The sequence below is a fragment of the Nocardia sp. CNS-044 genome, assembly GCF_059570515.1.
On the sequence record NZ_JCANSX010000005.1, the window covers coordinates 1,599,979 to 1,618,585 of the forward strand.

Annotated in this window: 21 protein-coding genes; 8 read left to right on the plus strand and 13 right to left on the minus strand. The window is 69.1% G+C overall.

The genetic code is table 11. The features are described from left to right. Window positions 1-52: 52 nt before the first annotated feature. The 4 genes from T333_RS07960 to sdhC all read right to left on the minus strand — a co-directional run bounded on the left by T333_RS07960 (window position 53) and on the right by sdhC (window position 3,522). Window positions 53-826 (minus strand): succinate dehydrogenase iron-sulfur subunit, encoded by a 774-nt coding sequence (locus T333_RS07960; protein ID WP_355000000.1) that lies wholly within the window; start codon window positions 824-826, stop codon window positions 53-55. Then, complete coding sequence (gene sdhA / locus T333_RS07965) at window positions 826-2,595, minus strand: succinate dehydrogenase flavoprotein subunit (RefSeq protein WP_354999999.1); 1,770 nt, start codon at window positions 2,593-2,595, stop codon at window positions 826-828. The genes T333_RS07960 and sdhA overlap by 1 nt, the downstream gene beginning before the upstream one ends. Window positions 2,596-2,686: 91 nt before the next feature. Beyond that, window positions 2,687-3,118, minus strand: a complete 432-nt coding sequence (locus T333_RS07970; protein WP_141807228.1) for a succinate dehydrogenase hydrophobic membrane anchor subunit — start codon at window positions 3,116-3,118, stop codon at window positions 2,687-2,689. A 5-nt stretch (window positions 3,119-3,123) separates the two neighbouring features. Then, a complete protein-coding gene (sdhC, locus tag T333_RS07975; protein ID WP_354999998.1) occupies window positions 3,124-3,522 on the minus strand; it encodes a succinate dehydrogenase, cytochrome b556 subunit in 399 nt (132 codons plus the stop codon). A 314-nt stretch (window positions 3,523-3,836) separates the two neighbouring features. Between sdhC and T333_RS07980 the strand changes: the two genes are divergently transcribed. Next, a complete protein-coding gene (locus tag T333_RS07980; protein WP_496424031.1) occupies window positions 3,837-4,238 on the plus strand; it encodes a cytidine deaminase in 402 nt (133 codons plus the stop codon). 6 nt (window positions 4,239-4,244) lie between these two features. Here the strand turns inward: T333_RS07980 and T333_RS07985 are convergent, their stop codons facing one another. Continuing rightward, window positions 4,245-4,514 carry a hypothetical protein gene (locus tag T333_RS07985; protein ID WP_496424032.1) on the minus strand — a complete coding sequence of 90 codons (270 nt, stop codon included), beginning with the start codon at window positions 4,512-4,514 and terminating at the stop codon, window positions 4,245-4,247. 95 nt (window positions 4,515-4,609) lie between these two features. Here T333_RS07985 and T333_RS07990 point away from each other — a divergent pair, with 95 nt between their 5' ends. From T333_RS07990 to T333_RS08000, 3 genes are all read left to right on the plus strand, one after another. Beyond that, on the plus strand, window positions 4,610-5,899 hold the full coding sequence (locus T333_RS07990; protein WP_496424033.1) for a thymidine phosphorylase: 1,290 nt from the start codon (window positions 4,610-4,612) through the stop codon (window positions 5,897-5,899). A gap of 132 nt (window positions 5,900-6,031) precedes the next feature. Next, a complete protein-coding gene (locus tag T333_RS07995) occupies window positions 6,032-7,129 on the plus strand; it encodes an adenosine deaminase (protein ID WP_357251200.1) in 1,098 nt (365 codons plus the stop codon). 59 nt (window positions 7,130-7,188) lie between these two features. Continuing rightward, complete coding sequence (locus tag T333_RS08000; protein WP_496424034.1) at window positions 7,189-7,845, plus strand: hypothetical protein; 657 nt, start codon at window positions 7,189-7,191, stop codon at window positions 7,843-7,845. A 38-nt stretch (window positions 7,846-7,883) separates the two neighbouring features. Here T333_RS08000 and T333_RS08005 read toward each other — a convergent pair whose 3' ends face one another. The 5 genes from T333_RS08005 to T333_RS08025 form a co-directional block, all read right to left on the minus strand. Continuing rightward, complete coding sequence (locus T333_RS08005; protein WP_496424035.1) at window positions 7,884-9,128, minus strand: SatS C-terminal domain-containing protein; 1,245 nt, start codon at window positions 9,126-9,128, stop codon at window positions 7,884-7,886. A 26-nt stretch (window positions 9,129-9,154) separates the two neighbouring features. Next, window positions 9,155-9,502 (minus strand): YbaB/EbfC family nucleoid-associated protein, encoded by a 348-nt coding sequence (locus tag T333_RS08010; RefSeq protein ID WP_067787802.1) that lies wholly within the window; start codon window positions 9,500-9,502, stop codon window positions 9,155-9,157. 22 nt (window positions 9,503-9,524) lie between these two features. After that, window positions 9,525-9,875 carry a hypothetical protein gene (locus T333_RS08015; RefSeq protein WP_354999990.1) on the minus strand — a complete coding sequence of 117 codons (351 nt, stop codon included), beginning with the start codon at window positions 9,873-9,875 and terminating at the stop codon, window positions 9,525-9,527. A gap of 73 nt (window positions 9,876-9,948) precedes the next feature. Beyond that, window positions 9,949-11,067, minus strand: a complete 1,119-nt coding sequence (locus tag T333_RS08020; RefSeq protein WP_496424036.1) for a C40 family peptidase — start codon at window positions 11,065-11,067, stop codon at window positions 9,949-9,951. 4 nt (window positions 11,068-11,071) lie between these two features. Next, the gene (locus T333_RS08025) at window positions 11,072-11,389 is read right to left on the minus strand and encodes a hypothetical protein (protein ID WP_354999988.1); all 318 of its coding nucleotides are present in this window, start codon (window positions 11,387-11,389) and stop codon (window positions 11,072-11,074) included. Between the two features lie 146 nt (window positions 11,390-11,535). On the opposite strand from T333_RS08025, the gene upp reads away from it, so the two are divergent. Further along, window positions 11,536-12,159: a uracil phosphoribosyltransferase gene (gene upp, locus T333_RS08030; protein WP_496424037.1), complete on the plus strand. Its 624-nt coding sequence runs from the start codon at window positions 11,536-11,538 to the stop codon at window positions 12,157-12,159. A 22-nt stretch (window positions 12,160-12,181) separates the two neighbouring features. Here upp and T333_RS08035 read toward each other — a convergent pair whose 3' ends face one another. Together T333_RS08035 and T333_RS08040 are read right to left on the minus strand one after the other, a co-directional pair. Further along, entirely contained in the window at window positions 12,182-13,675 is a 1,494-nt protein-coding gene (locus T333_RS08035) for a phospho-sugar mutase (protein WP_496424038.1), read from the minus strand. Beyond that, window positions 13,676-14,455 (minus strand): purine-nucleoside phosphorylase, encoded by a 780-nt coding sequence (locus T333_RS08040; protein ID WP_354999985.1) that lies wholly within the window; start codon window positions 14,453-14,455, stop codon window positions 13,676-13,678. Window positions 14,456-14,622: 167 nt separating this feature from the next. Between T333_RS08040 and T333_RS08045 the strand changes: the two genes are divergently transcribed. The 3 genes from T333_RS08045 to T333_RS08055 all read left to right on the plus strand — a co-directional run bounded on the left by T333_RS08045 (window position 14,623) and on the right by T333_RS08055 (window position 17,985). Next, window positions 14,623-15,327 (plus strand): enoyl-CoA hydratase-related protein, encoded by a 705-nt coding sequence (locus tag T333_RS08045; protein ID WP_357251185.1) that lies wholly within the window; start codon window positions 14,623-14,625, stop codon window positions 15,325-15,327. Window positions 15,328-15,406: 79 nt separating this feature from the next. Beyond that, a complete protein-coding gene (locus T333_RS08050) occupies window positions 15,407-16,648 on the plus strand; it encodes a M20 family metallopeptidase (RefSeq protein WP_496424039.1) in 1,242 nt (413 codons plus the stop codon). A 170-nt stretch (window positions 16,649-16,818) separates the two neighbouring features. Continuing rightward, complete coding sequence (locus T333_RS08055; protein ID WP_496424162.1) at window positions 16,819-17,985, plus strand: M20 family metallopeptidase; 1,167 nt, start codon at window positions 16,819-16,821, stop codon at window positions 17,983-17,985. Window positions 17,986-18,102: 117 nt separating this feature from the next. On the opposite strand, the gene T333_RS08060 is transcribed toward T333_RS08055, so the two are convergent. Beyond that, on the minus strand, window positions 18,103-18,582 hold the full coding sequence (locus tag T333_RS08060) for a gamma-glutamylcyclotransferase family protein (RefSeq protein ID WP_067843310.1): 480 nt from the start codon (window positions 18,580-18,582) through the stop codon (window positions 18,103-18,105). Window positions 18,583-18,607 lie beyond the last annotated feature (25 nt).

Genomic DNA, 18,607 nt, shown 5'->3' on the forward strand with positions numbered 1-18,607 from the left:
CACCATGTTTGGATGGTGGCGGCCTTCGTTGTTCGGCCGGTGGGTCCGGGGGTCAGCGGGCGAAGAGGAGGGCTCGCTTGACTTCCTGGATGGCCTTGGTGACCTCGATGCCGCGGGGGCAGGCGTCGGTGCAGTTGAAGGTGGTGCGGCAGCGCCAGACGCCTTCGACGTCGTTGAGGATGTCGAGGCGTTCGCGGGCGGCTTCGTCGCGGCTGTCGAAGATGAAGCGGTGGGCGTTCACGATCGCGGCCGGGCCGAAGTAGCTGCCGTCGCTCCAGTACACGGGGCAGGAGGTGGTGCAGCAGGCGCACAGGATGCACTTGGTGGTGTCGTCGAACCGGGCGCGGTCGGCCTGGCTCTGGATGCGCTCGCGGGTCGGCTCGTTACCCGTGGTGATCAGGTAGGGCTTCACCGCGCGGAACGCGTCGAAGAACGGCTCCATGTCGACGACGAGGTCCTTCTCCACGGGCAGGCCGCGGATCGGCTCGACGGTGACGGTGAGCGACTTGCCGCCCTTGGGCAGCATGTCCTTCATCAGCACCTTGCAGGCCAGCCGGTTCACGCCGTTGATCCGCATCGCGTCCGAACCGCAGACGCCGTGCGCGCACGAGCGGCGGAAGGTGAGCGTGCCGTCCAGGTAGGACTTGATGTAGATGAGCACGTTCAGGAAGCGGTCGGTCGGCAGGACCGGCACCTGGAAGGACTCCCAGTGCGCGCCCTTGTCGTCCTCCGGGTTGAACCTGGCCACCTTGACGGTGATCATCACCGAGCCGTCGGGGACCGGAGCGGGCTTCTGCGAAGAGGGTGCTTCGGCAACAGCAGTCATCAGTACTTACGCTCCATCGGCTCGTAACGGGTCTGCACCACCGGCTTGAAGTCGAGGCGGATGTCGGAGATGAGCTCGGGGCTCTCCTTGTAGGCCATGGTGTGCCGCATGAAGTTCACGTCGTCGCGGTCCGGGTAGTCCTCGCGGGCGTGGCCGCCGCGCGATTCCTTCCTGTTCAGCGCGCCGACGACGGTGACCTCGGCCAGCTCGAGCAGGAAGCCGAGCTCGACGGCCTCGAGCAGGTCGCTGTTGTACCGCTTGCCCTTGTCCTGCACCGAGATCCGCGAGTACCGCTCCTTGAGCGCGTGGATGTCGGTGAGGGCCTGCTTGAGGGTGTCCTCGGTGCGGAACACGGCGGCGTTCATGTCCATCGTGTACTGCAGTTCGGTGCGGATGTCGGCGACCCGCTCGTCACCGTGCTCCGACAGCAGCATGGCCAGCCAGTCGGTGACCATCTGCGCCGGCTTCTCCGGCATGTCGACGAACTCGGTGCGCTGGGCGTACTCCGCGGCGGCGATGCCCGCGCGGCGGCCGAACACGTTGATGTCGAGCAGCGAGTTGGTGCCGAGGCGGTTGGAGCCGTGCACCGAGACGCACGCGCACTCGCCCGCGGCGTAGAGGCCGGGCACGATGTCGGTGTTGTTGCGCAGCACCTCGCCGCGGATCCGGGTCGGGATGCCACCCATCACGTAGTGACAGGTCGGCATGACCGGCACCGGCTCCTTCACCGGGTCCACACCCAGGTAGGTGCGGGAGAACTCGGTGATGTCCGGGAGCTTCTCCTCGAGCACGTCCTCGCCGAGGTGGGTCACGTCGATGAGCACGTAGTCCTTGTTCGGACCGGCGCCGCGGCCCTCGAGCACCTCGAGCACCATCGAGCGGGCGACGATGTCGCGCGGCGCGAGGTCCTTGATGGTGGGCGCGTAGCGCTCCATGAACCGCTCGCCGGACGCGTTGCGCAGGATGCCGCCCTCACCGCGGACCGCCTCCGAGATCAGGATGCCGAGACCGGCCAGACCTGTCGGGTGGAACTGGTGGAACTCCATGTCCTCCAGCGGCAGACCCTTGCGGAACACGATCGCCATGCCGTCGCCGGTCAGCGTGTGCGCGTTCGAGGTGGTCTTGTACATCCGGCCCGAGCCGCCGGTGGCGAACACGATCGACTTGGCGTGGAAGACGTGCAGCTCGCCGGTGGCCAGCTCGTAGGCGACCACACCGGTGGCGACCGGACCGCGGTCGGTCTCGGTGAGCACCAGGTCGAGCACGTAGAACTCGTTGTAGAACTCCACGTCGTGCTTGACGCAGTTCTGGTACAGCGTCTGCAGGATCATGTGGCCGGTGCGGTCGGCGGCGTAGCACGCGCGGCGGACCGGAGCCTTGCCGTGATCGCGGGTGTGACCGCCGAAGCGACGCTGGTCGATCTTGCCCTCGGGGGTCCGGTTGAACGGCAGACCCATCTTCTCGAGGTCCATCACCGCGTCGATGGCCTCCTTGGCCATGATCTCCGCGGCGTCCTGGTCGACCAGGTAGTCACCACCCTTGACGGTGTCGAAGGTGTGCCACTCCCAGTTGTCCTCTTCGACGTTGGCCAGCGCGGCGCACATGCCGCCCTGGGCGGCGCCGGTGTGGCTACGGGTCGGGTACAGCTTGGTCAGCACGGCGGTGCGGACCCGGGGACCGGCCTCGATCGCCGCGCGCATGCCCGCGCCACCGGCGCCGACGATGACGACGTCGTAGCGGTGTTCCTGAATCGGTCGCGATTCACTCATGCCTGCGCCTCGCTCCGCTCAGCTCCGGCATGTGCGAAGCACGCTGTGTCGATGATTCGTTCGCTGCGCTCACTCATGCGAGGGCCTGTTCCTAACTGATGTTGGGGTCGAAGGTGAAGATGACATAGGTGCCGACGCCCGTGACCAGGATCATCGAGATCACCAGCAGGGTCTTGAGCCAGAACCGGGTCGAGTCCTTGCGGGAGTAGTCGTCGATCACGGTGCGCAGACCGTTGCCGCCGTGCAGCTGGGCCAGCCACAGCATGGTGAGGTCCCAGATCTGCCAGAACGGGGAGGCCCAGCGGCCCGCGACGAAGGCGAAGTTCAGTCGCTGCACGCCGCCGTCGATCATCAGCATGATGAACATGTGGCCCAGCACCAGGACCATCAGCAGCAGGCCGGAGAAGCGCATGAACAGCCACGCGTACTTCTCGAAGTTGTTGCTGGAGCGAGCGCGCGGCGAGCGAGGCAGATCCAGGCTGGCCGGACGGTCGTAAGACTTACCGAGTACAGGTGCGCTCATCGCGATCAGTGCTCCGTCAACAGGTAGAAGAACTGGCGGCCGATACCGGCGGCCGAGACCAGGATCCAGATGGCGAGCACGATCCAGAGCATCTGCCGCTGGTAGCGCGGGCCTTGGGACCAGAAGTCGACGAGGATCACGCGGACGCCGTTGAGCGCGTGGAACAGCACGCAGACCACGAGGCCCATCTCCATCAGCGCGACGAGCGGCGTCTTGTAGGTCTCGATCGCCGCGTCGTAGGTCTCCGGGCTGACCCGGACGAGTGCGGTGTCCAAAACGTGCACGAAGAGGAAGAAGAAGATGGTGACACCGGTGATCCGGTGCAGCGCCCAGGACCACATTCCGGGGTCGCCTCGGTACAGCGTCTTCCGCTTCGGCTGGGCCGGAGCTTCGATCGTGGTCATAGAGTGCGGTGCCTCCAACGTCGTTGATGGACCCGGTCTCAGGTCCCGGGCCGGCCGCGTGAAGGGGGCGAATGCCCAGGTTGCTGCGCTGTGCTCCAAGTGTGCTGGAGTACGGTGCTCCGTTCGCACGAGGCCCGCCGGGAACCTGAACCGATCTGTTGTGGACTCTAATCCTCTCGGTTTCGCGGAACTAATTCGGCGTGCCGTGCGTTGCGCGACATTCCGCTGGGTTAGGTTTACCTTTGTTGATGCGTAATGGGGTGTGCGCGGGCTCTCGCGCGGCCTCGTCGCGGTGGTTCGGCGAGAGGTTCACGATGCCGGAAATCGAGTGGAATGTTTTGCGCGACAATGCTATTCGAGTTATGCGCAACGCCTATGCGCCCTACTCCCGTTTCCCGGTCGGCGCCGCGGCTCTCACTTCGGACGGTCGAATTGTGAGCGGTTGCAATGTGGAAAATGTCTCATATGGATTGGGCCTCTGCGCCGAATGCGTACTCGTCGGTAACTTATTCGCGGGCGGCGGCGGGCGTCTCGCGGCGGTCTCGGTCTGCGATTCCCGCGGCGAAATCCTGATGCCGTGCGGTCGCTGCCGCCAGCTTCTCTACGAGCACGGCGGCCGCGATCTCCTGGTGGACCACCGCACGGGCCCCGTCCGGCTGAGCGCGCTGCTGCCCGACGCCTTCGGTCCTGAGGACCTGAGCGCCGGACAGCAGTAGGTTTCGTCAGCAGTCGGCTTCGAGCGCGTCGTCGATTTCCGCTTCTGTGGGCATCGATACCTCCGCGAACTCGAGCGGTGGCAGGCCCATGCGTTCCATCATCAGCGCCATGCCGCGGCCCAGCTGGTTCATGCCGACGACCAGCCGACCGGTCGCGATGTCCGTCCGCGCCGCCCGTCGGGTCAGCTTGTAGATGGACTCGGAGTGACAGGCCTCGACCTCGCGGGTGCGCTGCTCGAGCCTGGTCACCCGTCGGTCCAGCTCGGTGTAAGTCATCTGTTTCCCCCTTCGTCGATCGATTGATGCGGCGAGGCTATCGGAGGTCACCGACAAGAACCAGCCGCGGTGGAGTGTCGTGCCAGACTGGCCGGGTGACGGGTGTGGACGCGGTTTCGATCATCACGACCAAGCGCGATGGCGGGGAGCTCTCGGACGCGCAGATCGACTGGGTGGTCGACGGATTCACCAGGGGCGCGGTGGCCGACGAGCAGATGTCGGCGCTGGCCATGGCCATTGTCTGGCGCGGGATGACGCGCAGGGAGACGGCCCGCTGGACGGCCGCGATGATCGCCTCTGGACGGCGAATGGATTTCACGGATCTGCCGCGCCCCACGGTGGACAAGCACTCCACGGGCGGGGTCGGCGACAAGATCACGCTGCCGCTCGCGCCGCTGGTCGCCGCGTGTGGCGCGGCGGTGCCGCAACTGTCCGGACGTGGGCTGGGTCACACCGGCGGCACTCTGGACAAGCTCGAGTCGATCCCAGGCTGGCGGGCCGACATCGACGTGCCGCGCGTGCGCGAGATCCTGGCCGACCCGGCGATCGGCGCGGTCGTGTGCGCGGCGGGGGCCGACCTCGCGCCCGCCGACAAGCGCCTCTACGCCCTGCGCGACGTCACGGGCACGGTCGAGTCGATCCCGTTGATCGCCAGCTCGATCATGAGCAAGAAGATCGCCGAGGGCACCGGCGCGCTGGTGCTCGACGTGAAGGTCGGAGCGGGCGCGTTCATGAAGGACCACGGCGCGGCCCGCGAACTGGCCACGACCATGGTCGAGCTCGGCGCGGACGCCGGGGTGCGCACGGTCGCGTTGCTCACCGCGATGGACACCCCGCTGGGGCGCACCGCGGGCAACGCGCTCGAGGTGGCCGAATCGGTCGAGGTGCTGGCCGGTGGCGGGCCCGCCGACGTCGTCGAGCTCACCCTCGCGCTGGCGCGGGAGATGGTGGCGCTGGCGGGCCTGGACATCGATCCGGCCGACGCGCTCGCCGACGGACGGGCGATGGATCACTGGCGCGCGATGGTGCGAGCCCAGGGCGGTGACCCGGACGCGGCCCTGCCGCGCGCCACGCACACCGAAACTGTCCGCGCCGAGCGTGACGGCGTGCTGACCCGCCTGGACGCCATGGGCGTCGGCGTCGCCGCGTGGCGCCTCGGCGCCGGTCGGGCCCGCCAGGGCGACCGGGTGCAGTTCGGTGCGGGCATCGAGATGCACGCCAAGCCGGGCGATCCGGTCGTCGCGGGACAGCCGCTGCTCACCCTGCACACCGACACGCCGGACGCGATCCCGGGAGCCGTTGCCGCACTGGCGGATTCGATCACCATCGGCGCCACCGCGCCGATCGGGGACGTCCCGCTGATCTTGGACCGGATCGGTTCCTGAGCGCCGAAACCGGCCGTGCTCGGCGTCGCTACGGAGACGCGCTGTGAACCGCGCCGTGGCCCGCCGGCAACGAGATGGTTGACACGGCGGAACTTCGCTGCCGATTCCGCGCGGCGCGGCTAACGTGTGGTCATGACAGGACCGATGCCGCTCACCCTCGCCTCGATCCGCCAAGCTCCCAAGGCGCTGCTGCACGATCACCTCGACGGTGGTCTGCGGCCCGCGACGGTGCTGGAGCTCGCCGCCGATTGCGGTTACGAAGACCTACCCGCGACCGATGAGGCCACCCTGGCGGCCTGGTTCCGCGACGCCGCCGACAGCGGTTCCCTGGAGCGCTACCTGGAGACGTTCGCGCACACCGTCGCGGTGATGCAGACACCGGAGGGCCTGCGCCGGGTGGCTCGCGAGTGCGCGGAGGACCTGGCAGCCGACGGCGTGGTGTACGCCGAGGTCCGCTTCGCGCCCGAGCAGCACCTGGAGCGCGGCCTGAGCATGGACGAGGTGGTCGAGCACACCTTGGCCGGCTTCCGTGAGGGCGAGGCGGCCGCGGCCGAGGCGGGCCATTCCATCGTGGTGACCTGTCTGCTCACGGCCATGCGGCACGCGGCGCGTTCGCGTGAGATCGCCGAGCTCACGGTGCGCTGGCGCGACCGTGGCGTCGGCGGCTTCGACATCGCGGGTGCGGAGGCGGGCTTCCCGCCGAGCAGACACCTCGACGCGTTCGAGTACATGCGGGCGAGCAGCGCGCACTTCACCATCCACGCGGGCGAGGCGTTCGGCCTGCCGTCGATCCACGAGGCGCTGGCGTTCTGCGGCGCCGACCGGCTCGGGCACGGCGTGCGCATCACCGACGACATCCACGTGCCGGGCGCGCTCGAGGACGCGGAACTGGGGCTGGTCGCGAACTACGTGCGGGACATGCGAATTCCGCTCGAGCTGTGTCCCTCGTCGAACGTGCAGACCGGCGCGGTGCCCGCCCTGGACAAGCACCCGTTCGATCTGCTCGCCCGGCTGCGCTTCCGCGTCACGGTGAACACCGACAACCGCCTGATGAGCGACACCACGATGAGCGCGGAGATGCTGAAGCTGGTGGAGACCTTCGGCTACGGCTGGAGCGATTTGGAGCGGTTCACCATCAACGCGATGAAGTCGGCCTTCATCCCGTTCCCGGAGCGGCTGCGCATCATCGACGACATCATCAAGCCGGGGTACGCGGTGCTGCTCGGCTGAACGAGGGCGCGGACGGACCACCGGCGCACGGCTTACAGGGCGGTCTATCGTGGGATGTTGTGACGAGTGTGCAGATTCCCGGTCGATTCAACGGCCCGCCGGATTCGGGTAACGGCGGTTACGTCTGCGGACGTCTCGCCGAACACCGTGACGAAGGCACAGTGACCGTCATGTTGCGCAACCCGGCTCCGCTGGACACGCCGTTGCGGCTGGAGGACGGCAAGTTGTTCGACGGCGAGCGCCTGATCGCCGAATCGCGAGCGGGCGCCTTCGAACGGGATGTTCCGGGACCCGTTTCACGCGAAATCGCGGAGAAGGCCACGGGCTCGTACGAGACCAACGACATGTTCGCGCTCTGCTTCGTCTGCGGAAACGCACGCGAAGATGGACTGCGTATCGAGCCGGGGACGGTGCGCGCGGGGCTGGTCGCGGCACCGTGGACGCCCGACGAATCGCTGGCGATCGGAGACGCGCTGCTGTGGGCGGCGCTGGACTGCCCGGGTGGCTGGTCGGTGCCGGGCATGCTGGACCGCCCCGCACTGCTCGGCTCGATGACGGCCGCGGTGCTCGGCCTACCCGAGGTGGGCGAACCGTGCGTCGTGGTCGGGGAAAGCCACGGCGAGCAGGGTCGCAAGATTTTCACCGCCAGCGCGGTGTACGGCAGCGACGAGCGGCTGCTCGGTCGCGCCGAGCACATCTGGATCAGGCTGAAATGAGTTCGGGGCCGAACGTATTCGGCCCCGAACTCAGCGGACTACTGCGGCGCGAGCCGAGCTTCGAACCCGCGCTCGAGCTCGCGCCAGCTCTGCGCCTCCGCGGCGAACGGCGGGTTCGGCGCCATCCGGGTCGGGTCCGGGTTCAGCAGGTACGACACGTACCAGCCCAGGGGAGTGGACTGGGCAAGGGCCTGCTCGACGGCGTCGTCCTCGGCGTAGTCGGCGGCGTCGGTGAACAATTCGACGGCCAGGTCGAGCTGTTCGATGTCGACCGCCTCCGGGCCCTCGGCCAGGTCGTCGGCCAGTCCGGGCAGCACGTAGACGTTCTCGTCGGTCACCTCGACCTCGAGCGAGCCGTCCACGGCGGCGGTCTGCACCTCGCCATAGGTGCTCACCCTCGCCAGGTCGTGCTCGTGCTCGTCGGCGAGGTAGCGCGCGAGGGCGCGCTCGGAGGTGAACACCGTGATCGAGCCGTTCTTGCCGAGGAAGATCGGTTCGTCGTCGAGATAGCAGCGCAGCGTGAAGTAGGTGCCGTCCGCGGTGACGATCTTGACCGGGTCGATGCCGACCTCGTGCCAGAACGAGTCGTCTTCCTCCTCGTCCTCGTCGTCCATGTCTACGGCTTCGAATTCCTCGTCCTCGTCGCTGTCGGCCGCGTCGTCGGCGTCGACCACGTTCTCCTCGGCCGCGAGCAACTCGGCCTCGGCGACCGCGACGGCCTCGGCGTCCACGTCCGGGGTGGCGACCACCGAGTCGATGGCGTCGAGCACCGAGTCCCAGTCCTTGGCGATGGCCGCGCCGATCTGGTCCCAGAGTTCCTCGCCGTCGCGACCGACGAACGCGCTCACTCCACCGGGCAGCGCGCCGAGCACGGGGTGCGAGCCGAAGAACTTGGTGACCGTCTCCAGCTCGCACACCTCGCCGATGTTGCGGACCATGCCGAGGGTGTCCTCCAGCTCGGCGATGCTGTCCACGTCGGGATCGCCCGCGGCCAGCTCCGGCACCGCGACCAGGTCGAAAGTGAAGTTCTCCTCCGGCTCCAGTTCCACCGCCGACAGTCCGGCGACGACCTTCCACGCGGGATGGTCGACCAGGTCGTTGTCGGAGCTGGTCCGGATGAACGCGGCCAGTTCGGCGACGGTGTCGAAACCATAGAGGGAATCCTCGTGTCCGAGGAATGCCATCCACTCGTCGTCACCGTCGCGCCAGCGCGGTGCCCACAGGGTGACGAGATCGCCGTCGGTCAGGCCGAGCTCGATCGGGACGATGTCTCCAGAAGCCATGTGCGGAAGCCTATCGACCTTCCGGCTCAGGCACTATCCGGCCCGCCCCCAATTGTGCCCGCCGCGCCGTTGGGCGCCGGGGCGAACGACTCGTTCAGTGTCGCAACGACCTTCGAGCGCTGTGCTCCCGCGTCCTCGGAGGCCTGCCTGCAGGCCCAGACGATCAGCTGGGAGACGTCGGCGGGCGCCATCGAGGTGACCGCCTCCGACAGCGTCAACCCGACCAGCGCGCCCTCGCTGTTCACCTCGACGGTGACCGCGCCATCTTCGGTGGTGAACTGGCCGCGCACCTGCTTCAGGCCGTACAGGGCGGCCTCGAGCGCTTCCAGTTTCTGGGTCGCGCTCGCGACGAGCGCGTCCATCTCGGCACTCATGCCAGTTCCTCGCTTCGCTCGTTCATACCGGCCGCATCCAGCTCGTCGGTCCCGTGTCGGCGTCGTCGATGCGGTCGAGTTCGTCGACCGCCTGCTGCCGGGTGGGCAGTCCGAGCCGGTCCAGGACGTCGGCGGGCATGCCCGACTCGGCGAGGACCTCGCGGCGCTTGGCGCGCGCGGCGATGGCCGAGCGCTGCGTCAGGCGCAGGATCTCGTTGGCGAGAGCCTGTGCGCCGTAACGGTATTCACTGCGCTCGAACTTGATCTCGACCGGCATGCCCTGGTCGGTCGCGCGCACCGCGATGGTGCCGGACCGGTTCTGGCTGACGGCCAGGGTGACGTTCGGAATCTGCTGGGCCTGCTGCTCGGTCATGCCTCCGCCTCGCTGGCGCTCGGCTCCGGCATGCCCTCGGCGGGCTGGCACATGATTCGCTCACTGCGTTCGCTCATGCTGTCGGCCTGTAGAAGCCGTAGAACTCCATACCCATGTTCTCCGTTCGGATGGAACTGACCGAGACCGGGTCGCCGGCCTCGACGAGCTGCCCGTTGCCGACGACCATGGCGACGTGGCCGTCCCATACGGCCAGGTCACCCGGCATCAGATCGCCGGGCGACACCTGCGGGTGTCCGATGTGCTGTTCCTGAGCCAGGCGCGGCAGTTCGACGCCCGCCTCGCTGTAGGCGTACTTGGTGAGGCCACTGCAGTCGATGCCGGAGCCCGGGGTGTTGCCGCCCCAGACGTAGGGCGTGCCGACCGCGCTCAGTGCCGACTGGACCGCGGTCGCGGCCTTCTCGTTCGGCGCCTCGACGACGCTACCGTCGGGCAGCGTGATCTTCACGCCGTCCTTGGTGCTCGGCGTGGCGGTGGTGTCGCCGGGCTTCGTGGAGTTCGAGTTCGAATTGTCGCTCGTGCCGGGACTCGTCTTGGCGACGTTCTGCGCGGAACTGCTCGCCACGCTGGTGATCAGCGAACCGGCCTGGCCGACCACGCCCATCAGGCCCTGGATGCCGGTGCCGGCCGTGCTGGTGATAGCGCCAGGCAGCGACGCGAGCGACGGGCTGGAGGGCGCCGGGGTCAGCTGGCTCATGGTCGCGGTGTGCGTGTCCAGCTCGTTGCGCACCCGACCGACCACGCCGAGTCCCTGGTTCAGGTGATCGATGGCGGTGCCGACCAGGGCCGCGAAACCCGGTGGCGTGGTGATCGTCGGGCCGAGCGCCGTCGCGGTGTTCACGAAGGACTGCACGATGCCGTTGAGATCCTTCTGCCCGGTCTCGACTTCGGTGGCGGCCTGGTCGACGACGGTCGCCATCTCGTTGCCGCGATCGGAGATGTTGGCCGCGGAGGTCTGCACGCGCAGCGCCTTCGCGGTCGCGGCGTCGGCGGCGACGCCGTCCCACGCGGTGTTCATCTGGTTGATGCTGTTGCGGCCCAACTGATGCAGCTGATCCAGCGCCGTCGAGGTGGAGGTCAGCGAGTCGGCCGGGCCGCCGCTGGGCAGCACGCCGGTGCCGAAGCTGCCGAGCAGATCGAGCAGCGGCTTGACCAGGAGGTTGACGTCGATCACCGGCTCATCCGTCCAGGTCGGCGGACTTCAACGCGGCCGCGTTGTTCATGTCCGTCTCGGTGAGCACGGTGGCCGCTCCGGCCGCCGCGCCGCCCATGCTGGACAGCACGGCCGACAGTTGCGCGATCGACGCGACGTGTCCGGCGTGCGCCGCGGAATACGCGGCCATGAAATCCCCGCCGATGAGCCCCATGATCGGCCCGAGCAACGCGGGCGAGGCGCCCGCGGCCCCCGCTGCGACACCGGCCATTTCACCGGCCATCACCTCGGCGGTGGCGCCGTAGGCGGCGATGCCCTCGGTGTCCGCCGACATCTTTGCCATAGTGCTTCCCCCATCTGTTCGTTCCCAGGCAGAGTACGTCATCCAACTGGTTCGACGCGCCGCCTTGCCGTTCGGTTCCCTCGCCTCGGAAAAAAATTCACGAGGACGTTCGACGCCGAACTCGCCTCGAACCTTATCGTTCCCTCATGCGTACGCACACCGTGGACCATCCACTCGCCGCCACCCTGCTGACGACGATGCGCGACGCGCGCACCCCCAACGCGGTATTCCGCAACGCGCTGCGCGATCTCACCGGCATCCTGGTCTACGAGGCGCTGCGCGACGCGCCCGTGACCAGGTACGAAATCGAAACCCCCGTCGCCTTCGCCGAAGGCGTGCGGCTGGCCCATCCGCCGCTGCTGGTCCCGGTGCTGCGCGCCGGGCTCGGCATGGTCGACGCGGCGGCCGAGCTGATCCCCAACGCCCAGGTCGGTTTCGTCGGCATCGCCCGCGATGAGACCACTCACCAGCCGGTGCCGTACATGGAATCGCTGCCCGCCGACCTGTCCGGCATTCCGGTGTACGTGCTCGACCCGATGCTGGCGACCGGCGGCTCCATGCGCCACACCCTCGAATTGCTCGCCGCACGCGGCGCGACCGACATCACCGCGATCTGCGTGGTCGCCGCGCCGGAAGGCATTGCGCTGCTGGAGAAATCGGGGCTACCGGTGCGGTTGGTGACGGCGACCGTCGACTCGGGCCTGAACTCCGACGCCTACATCGTCCCCGGCTTGGGCGACGCGGGCGATCGCCAGTTCGGACCGCGCTGACGCGCTCAGCGCGGCGGGGTGGCTACAGCGCGCGGCAGAACGCCGCGAGCGCCGTGAGTCGTTCGGCGGCAACGCGTCTGGCGTCGGTGAGACCGGCGCGGTCGGCCACCGGCTCGACGACCTCCAGGTAGCACTTGAGTTTCGGCTCGGTGCCCGAGGGCCGGATCACCACCCGGGAACCCGCGCCCTCGAAAATCAGCGCGTCGGTGCGCATTCGGCCGCGAGTCTGGAGCAGATCCGCGTATTTCATCGGCTCGCCCGCGATCTCGTGGGGCGGGGCGGCGCGCAGCCGCTCGACCACCGCCGCGGCGGCCTCGGCGTCGGCCAGCCGCAACGCGACCTGATCGCCCGCGTGCAGGCCGAATTCGACCGCGTACCCGTCGAGTTCGTCGAGCAGCGTGCGCCGCTCGGCCTTCAGCCGGGCCACCAGGTCGGCGGTGAGGACGGCCGCCGAGATGCCGTCCTTGTCGCGCACGGCCGCCGGGTCGACGCAGTGACCGATGGCCTCCTCGTAGGCGTACACCAGTCCGTCGCCCGCCCTGGCGAGCCATTTGAAGCCGGTGAGCGTCTCGGCGTACCGGGCGCCGCGGGCCGCCGCCAGCTTGGACAGCAGCCGCGACGAGACGATCGTGGTGGCGACCAGCGCGTCCGGCGGCGCGGTGCGCAGCACGCAATCAGCAAGCAGCACACCGGTTTCGTCGCCGCGCAGCATCCGCCAGCCGTCCGGGCCCGGCACGCCGACCGCGCACCGATCCGCGTCGGGGTCCAGCGCGATGGCCACGTCGGCGTCCACCCGTTCGGCCAGCGCGAGCAGCAGGTCGGCGGCTCCCGGCTCCTCCGGGTTCGGGAAGGCGACTGTGGGGAAGTCGGGATCGGGCGCGAATTGTTCGGTCACCACGTGCACGTCGGTGAAACCCGCCGCGGCCAGCGCCCGCACGGCGAGATCGCCGCCGACTCCGTGCAGCGGCGTCAGCGCGATCCGGACGTCGGCGCGCGCGCCCGGCCCGCCGACCAATTCCGGCAGCCGGGCCACCCGCGCGAGATAGCGGTGCACGAGCGCGTCGTCGGATTCGGCGACCGGTGTGCGCGGGATAGGTCCGGCGACCGCCTCGATGCAGCGCTCGATCTCGGTGTCGGCGGGCGCGATCAACTGCGAGCCGCCGTCTAGATAGAGCTTGTAGCCGTTGTCCTCCGGCGGATTGTGCGACGCGGTGATCTGCACGCCCGCCACCGCGCCGAGCTCGCGCACCGCGTACGCCACCACCGGCGTCGGCACCGCGCCGGGCAGCAGGGTGACCGGAAAGCCCGCCGCCGCGAAGATTTCCGCGACCGCGGTGGCGAATTCGGGCGAACCGTGCCTGGCGTCGCGGCCCACGACGACGTGACCACCGCCGAGGCATCGGCCGCGCAGCCAATCGATCACGCCCGCCGTCGCCCTGCTCACGGTCGTCACGTTCATGCCGTCCGGGCCCTCGCACAGCGGCCCGCGCAGCCCGGCGGTCCCGAAGCGCAGCATCTAGAGCCGCTCCAGCACGCCGCGCAGCAGTTTGCCGAGCCGAGGTGCGGCCGCGTTGCCCTCGGCGAGCACCTCGGCATGCGACAGGTGCTCGCCGGTCACGCCCGCGGCCAGGTTGGTCACCAGCGAGATGCCGAGCAACCGGGCGCCGAGCGCGCGGGCGGCGATGGCCTCCAGCACCGTCGACATGCCGACCAAGTCGGCGCCGATGGTGCGCAGCATGCGGATCTCGGCGGGCGTCTCGTACTGCGGTCCGGTCAGGCCCGCGTACACGCCCTCGGTCAGGCTCGGGTCGATTTCCCTTGCCAGCGCCCGTAATTCGGGGTCCCACGCGTCGACCAGATCGACGAAGGTGGCGCCCGCCAGCGGGGTGCGGGCGGTGAGATTGAGGTGATCGCTGATCAAGACCGGCTCGCCGACCTGCAAGCCGGGCCGGATGCCGCCCGCCGCGTTGGTCAGCACCACGATCTCCGCGCCCGCCGCCACCGCGGCCGACACCGGGTGCACCACGTCGGCGGGCTGGTAGCCCTCGTAGAGATGCTGGCGGCCCATCAGCAGCAGCACCGGCGTCTCGCCGACGGGCACCGAATGCACCACGCCGACATGGCCTTGCGCGGTCGGTTCGCCGAAACCGGGCAGTTCCGGCATCGACACCGACGCCGACGGCGCGCCGATCTCCGCGGCCGCCTGCTGCCACCCCGAACCGAGCACCACGGCCACCCGGTGACGCTCGACTCCCGTACGTTCCGCGATCGCCTCGGCGGCCTGTTCGGCAAGCATGAAGAGAGTGTATTTGGCGCGCTGGCGCGCCGCGAACGGTCGCTCGTCGGGCTCGCTCCGGGGGCGGTCGGCAGGGCGTGGATGGTTCGTTGGGCGTCGTTGCGCGCCGAGTTGCGGTGGGCTACCCGCCAGTAGGCAACGTCTACCGATGGCGATACGCTGCACGCATGCCGTATCTGGAGCGTCAGGGAGATGTGTTCGTGCTGTACCTCGGGAACGAGGGACAGACCGACAGCGAGAACCGCTTCCATCCGGACTGGATCGCCGAAGTGCACGCGCTGTTCGACAAGGTCGAGGCCTCGGAGGGTCCCGCGGCGCTGGTGACCACGGCGACCGGCAAGTTCTTCAGCAACGGCCTGGACACCGACTGGCTGTTCGGCAACCTCGGCGAGATCCACGGCTACCTGGACAAGGTGCACTCGCTCTACACCCGCCTGCTCGCCTTCCCGATGCCGACGGTGGCCGCCATCAACGGGCACGCGTTCGGCGCGGGCGCGATGCTGGCCACCTCGCACGACTTCCGCGTCATGCGGGCCGATCGCGGCTTCTGGAGCCTGCCCGAGGTGCACCTCGGCATGCCGTTCACCGTCGGCATGAACGCGCTGCTCACCAACCGCCTGACCAACCAGGTCTGCGTGCAGGCCATGACCACCGGCCATCGCTACCCGGCCGACCAGGCCATCGCGGCGGGCATCGTGGACCAGGCCGCCGAAGCCGACGCGTTGCTGGAGACCGCCGTCGCCCAGGCCGCGGCACTCGCGGGCAACCGCAAGCCGAATCTGCCGATCATCAAGCGGGCGCTGCACGCCGAAGCGCTGGCCGGGCTCGCGGTGCGGACCAGCCCCGAGAACCTGGCGTTCGCCGCCGGATAACCCCCGGCCGGGCCCGGGTGTGACCGGGCAGACGGATATGAGTGGGCCCGATTCGCGACACAGTGCCAGACTGTGTCCCATGCCTCCACCGCGCAGCGGGCCTCAGGAAACGAGCAGCACGTCGCGCGCTGTCCACACCGACGGCGCCGCGGCGGCTTCCGACGCCGCTGTCGCCGCCGCGGCCACCCGGTTGATCGAACTCTCGCATTCTCTCCACGCGGAGCCCGAGCTGGCTTTCGAGGAGACGCGCAGCGTCGCGAAGGTCCTCGCGCCGCTGGCCGAGCGCGGTTTCGAGATCCACACCGGCGTCGCCGACCTGCCAACGGCGTTTCGCGCCAGCTATGGAAGCGGCGAGCTGACGGTCGGCATCTGCGCGGAATACGACGCACTGCCCGAGATCGGGCACGCCTGCGGTCACAACATCATCGCCGCGTCGGCCGTCGGCGCGGCGCTCGGCCTCGCCGAGGTGGCCGACGAACTCGGTATCACCGTCGTGGTGCTCGGGACGCCCGCCGAGGAAAGCGGCGGCGGCAAGGTGCTGATGCTCGAGCGCGGGGTCTTCGACGACGTCGCGATGGCGATGATGGTGCATCCCGGCCCGTACGACATCGTCGGCGCGCGCTCGCTCGCCCTCGCCGACATCGGCGTGGTCTTCCACGGGCACGAGGCGCACGCCAGCGCGGCGCCCGAGCACGGCCGCAACGCGGGGGACGCGGTCACCGTCGCACAGGTTGCTCTGGGTTTGCTGAGACAGCATCTCCTGCCTGGTCAGCAACTTCACGGTATAGTCAGCGACGGTGGCGTAGCCCCCAACATCGTGCCCGGACGTGCGGAACTGCTGTACTACCTACGCGCAGTCGACTCCGCATCCCTCGAGGATCTGATGCGACGAGCGTCGGCTTGTTTCGAGGCGGGCGCCCTGGCGACCGGCTGCACCCACGAAATCCGGACGCTCGCGCCTACATATACCGAGCTGACGCCCGATCCGGCACTACTGTGTGCCTATCGCGAGCAGATCGCCGACCTGGGACGGGTGCCGATCGCACCGGAGCTCGAGGCGCAGCGACCGCTCGGCAGCACCGATATGGGCAATGTCACCAACGTCATCCCGGGCATCCATCCGGTCATCGGCATAGATGCCGGTGGGGCGGTGACACATCAGCCGGGATTCGCCGCGGCCAGTGTCAATGCCTCGGCGGATCGCGCGGTAACCGATGGCGCGGTCGCGCTCGCGCGTACCGCAATCGCCGTCGCACGCGATGAAGAACACAGAGACAGGTTGTTGCAACGACTCGTTCAACGACAGGAGGACATTCGGTGAGCACTACAGGCCGACCGGCGGCGCGAGCGACGGGCCAGGAGGCGGCGCGCGCTACCACGGAGGGCCCCGCGAGTGCCGCGTTGTCGAACACCTCGGCGCGAGCCACCGGCCCCAAGGGCGCGGCGTGCCTGACCCCGGAGGCGCCGGGCGGCGTCGCGACGGACACCGTCGTGACAGCCCGGGATGCGGTCGAATCGTGGCTGGCCGAGCACGCTGTCGACCTCGTGCAGTGGCGCAGGCACATCCACGCGAACCCGGAGCTGTCCCGCACCGAGTTCGGCACGACCGAGTTCGTCGCGGCCTGGCTGACCAAGGCGGGTCTCTCCCCGCAGAAGATGCCCGGCGGCACCGGCCTGATCTGTGACATCGGCCCCGAGGGACCGCGCATCGGCCTGCGCGCCGACATGGACGCGCTCCCGCTGCAGGAGTTCACCGGCCTCAGCTTCGCCTCGACCGTGCCCGGCGTCTCGCACGCCTGCGGCCACGACGCGCACACCACCATCCTGCTCGGCACCGCGCTCGCGCTCGCGGAGATCCCGGACCTGCCGGTCGGCGTGCGGCTGGTCTTCCAGCCCGCCGAGGAGGTCATGCCCGGCGGCGCGATCGACCTGGTCGCCGCGGGCGTGATGGAGGGTGTGGAGCGGATCTTCGCGCTGCACTGCGATCCGCGCCTGGAGGTCGGCAGGGTCGGCATCCGGGTCGGCGCGATCACCTCGGCCGCCGACACCATCGAGCTGGTGCTCGACTCGCCGGGCGGCCACACCTCGCGCCCGCACCTGACCAGCGACCTCGTCTACGCCATCGGCACCGTGATCACCGGCCTGCCCGGTCTGCTCAGCCGCCGCATCGATCCGCGGACCAGCACCGTGATGGTGTGGGGCGCGGTGTCGGCGGGCAAGGCGCCGAACGCCATACCGCAGACGGGCATGCTCACCGGCACCGTCCGCACCGGCGATCACGCGACCTGGTCGCTGCTCGAGCCGATGGTGCACGAGATCGTCGACGGCCTGCTCGCGCCGACCGGCGTGCGGTACCAGCTCAACTACCGCCGCGGGGTGCCGCCGGTGGTCAACGACGAGCACTCGACCAGGATCTTCGAGGACGCCATCCGCGCGCTGGGCCCCGACGCGCTGGCCGACACCATCCAGTCCGGCGGCGGCGAGGACTTCTCCTGGTATCTGGAGGAGGTGCCGGGCGCGATGGCGCGGCTCGGCGTCTGGTCCGGGCACGGTGAGCAGCTGGATCTGCACCAGCCGACTTTCGACATCGACGAGCGCGCTCTCGCGGTGGGCGTGCGGGTGCTGTCGAACATCGTGTTGCAGACGCCGCCGCGCTGAGCCGTCCGAAAGAGCTGAGCTGAGCGAAAGAGCTGAGGATCCGAAACAACCGAGGATCCGAAACAAGCGAAACGAACGAACCCCGCCCCGGATGCTCCGGCGGCGGGGTTCGGCGTCTCAGCTCGAGTAGTTGCCTGGTCCCACGTTGCGGCTGTTCCGCGTGCGCAGGGCGTGCACGTAATCCTCTGGCGCGCCCGCCTTTTCGGCCGCGTCGGCCATCACGCCCAGATAGCGCGCCGACGGTAGGCCGCCCTCGTAGGCGTCCAGCACGTACAGCCAGGCCAGCCGCGGCTCGGTGCCACTGCCGGGGCTCGGGGTGACGCGCAACCGGATCTTCTTGTGGATGCCGAAGTCCGAGCCCTCCCAGCGGTCCAGCAACTGCTCGTCCTCGGGGGAGACGTCGTAGAGCACGACGAACACCCGGGACCCTGGTTCCTCGACGACCGTCGCCAGCGGCCCTTCCCACCCGATGTCGTCGCCGGCGAAGGTCAGCCGCCAGCCCTCCAACCAGCCGGTCCCGGACATGGGGGAGTGCGGACAGCGCTCGAGCATCTGGGTCGAGTCCATGTTGGACCCGTAGGCGGCGTAGATCGGCACCTGCAAAGGGTAGCCAATGATGACA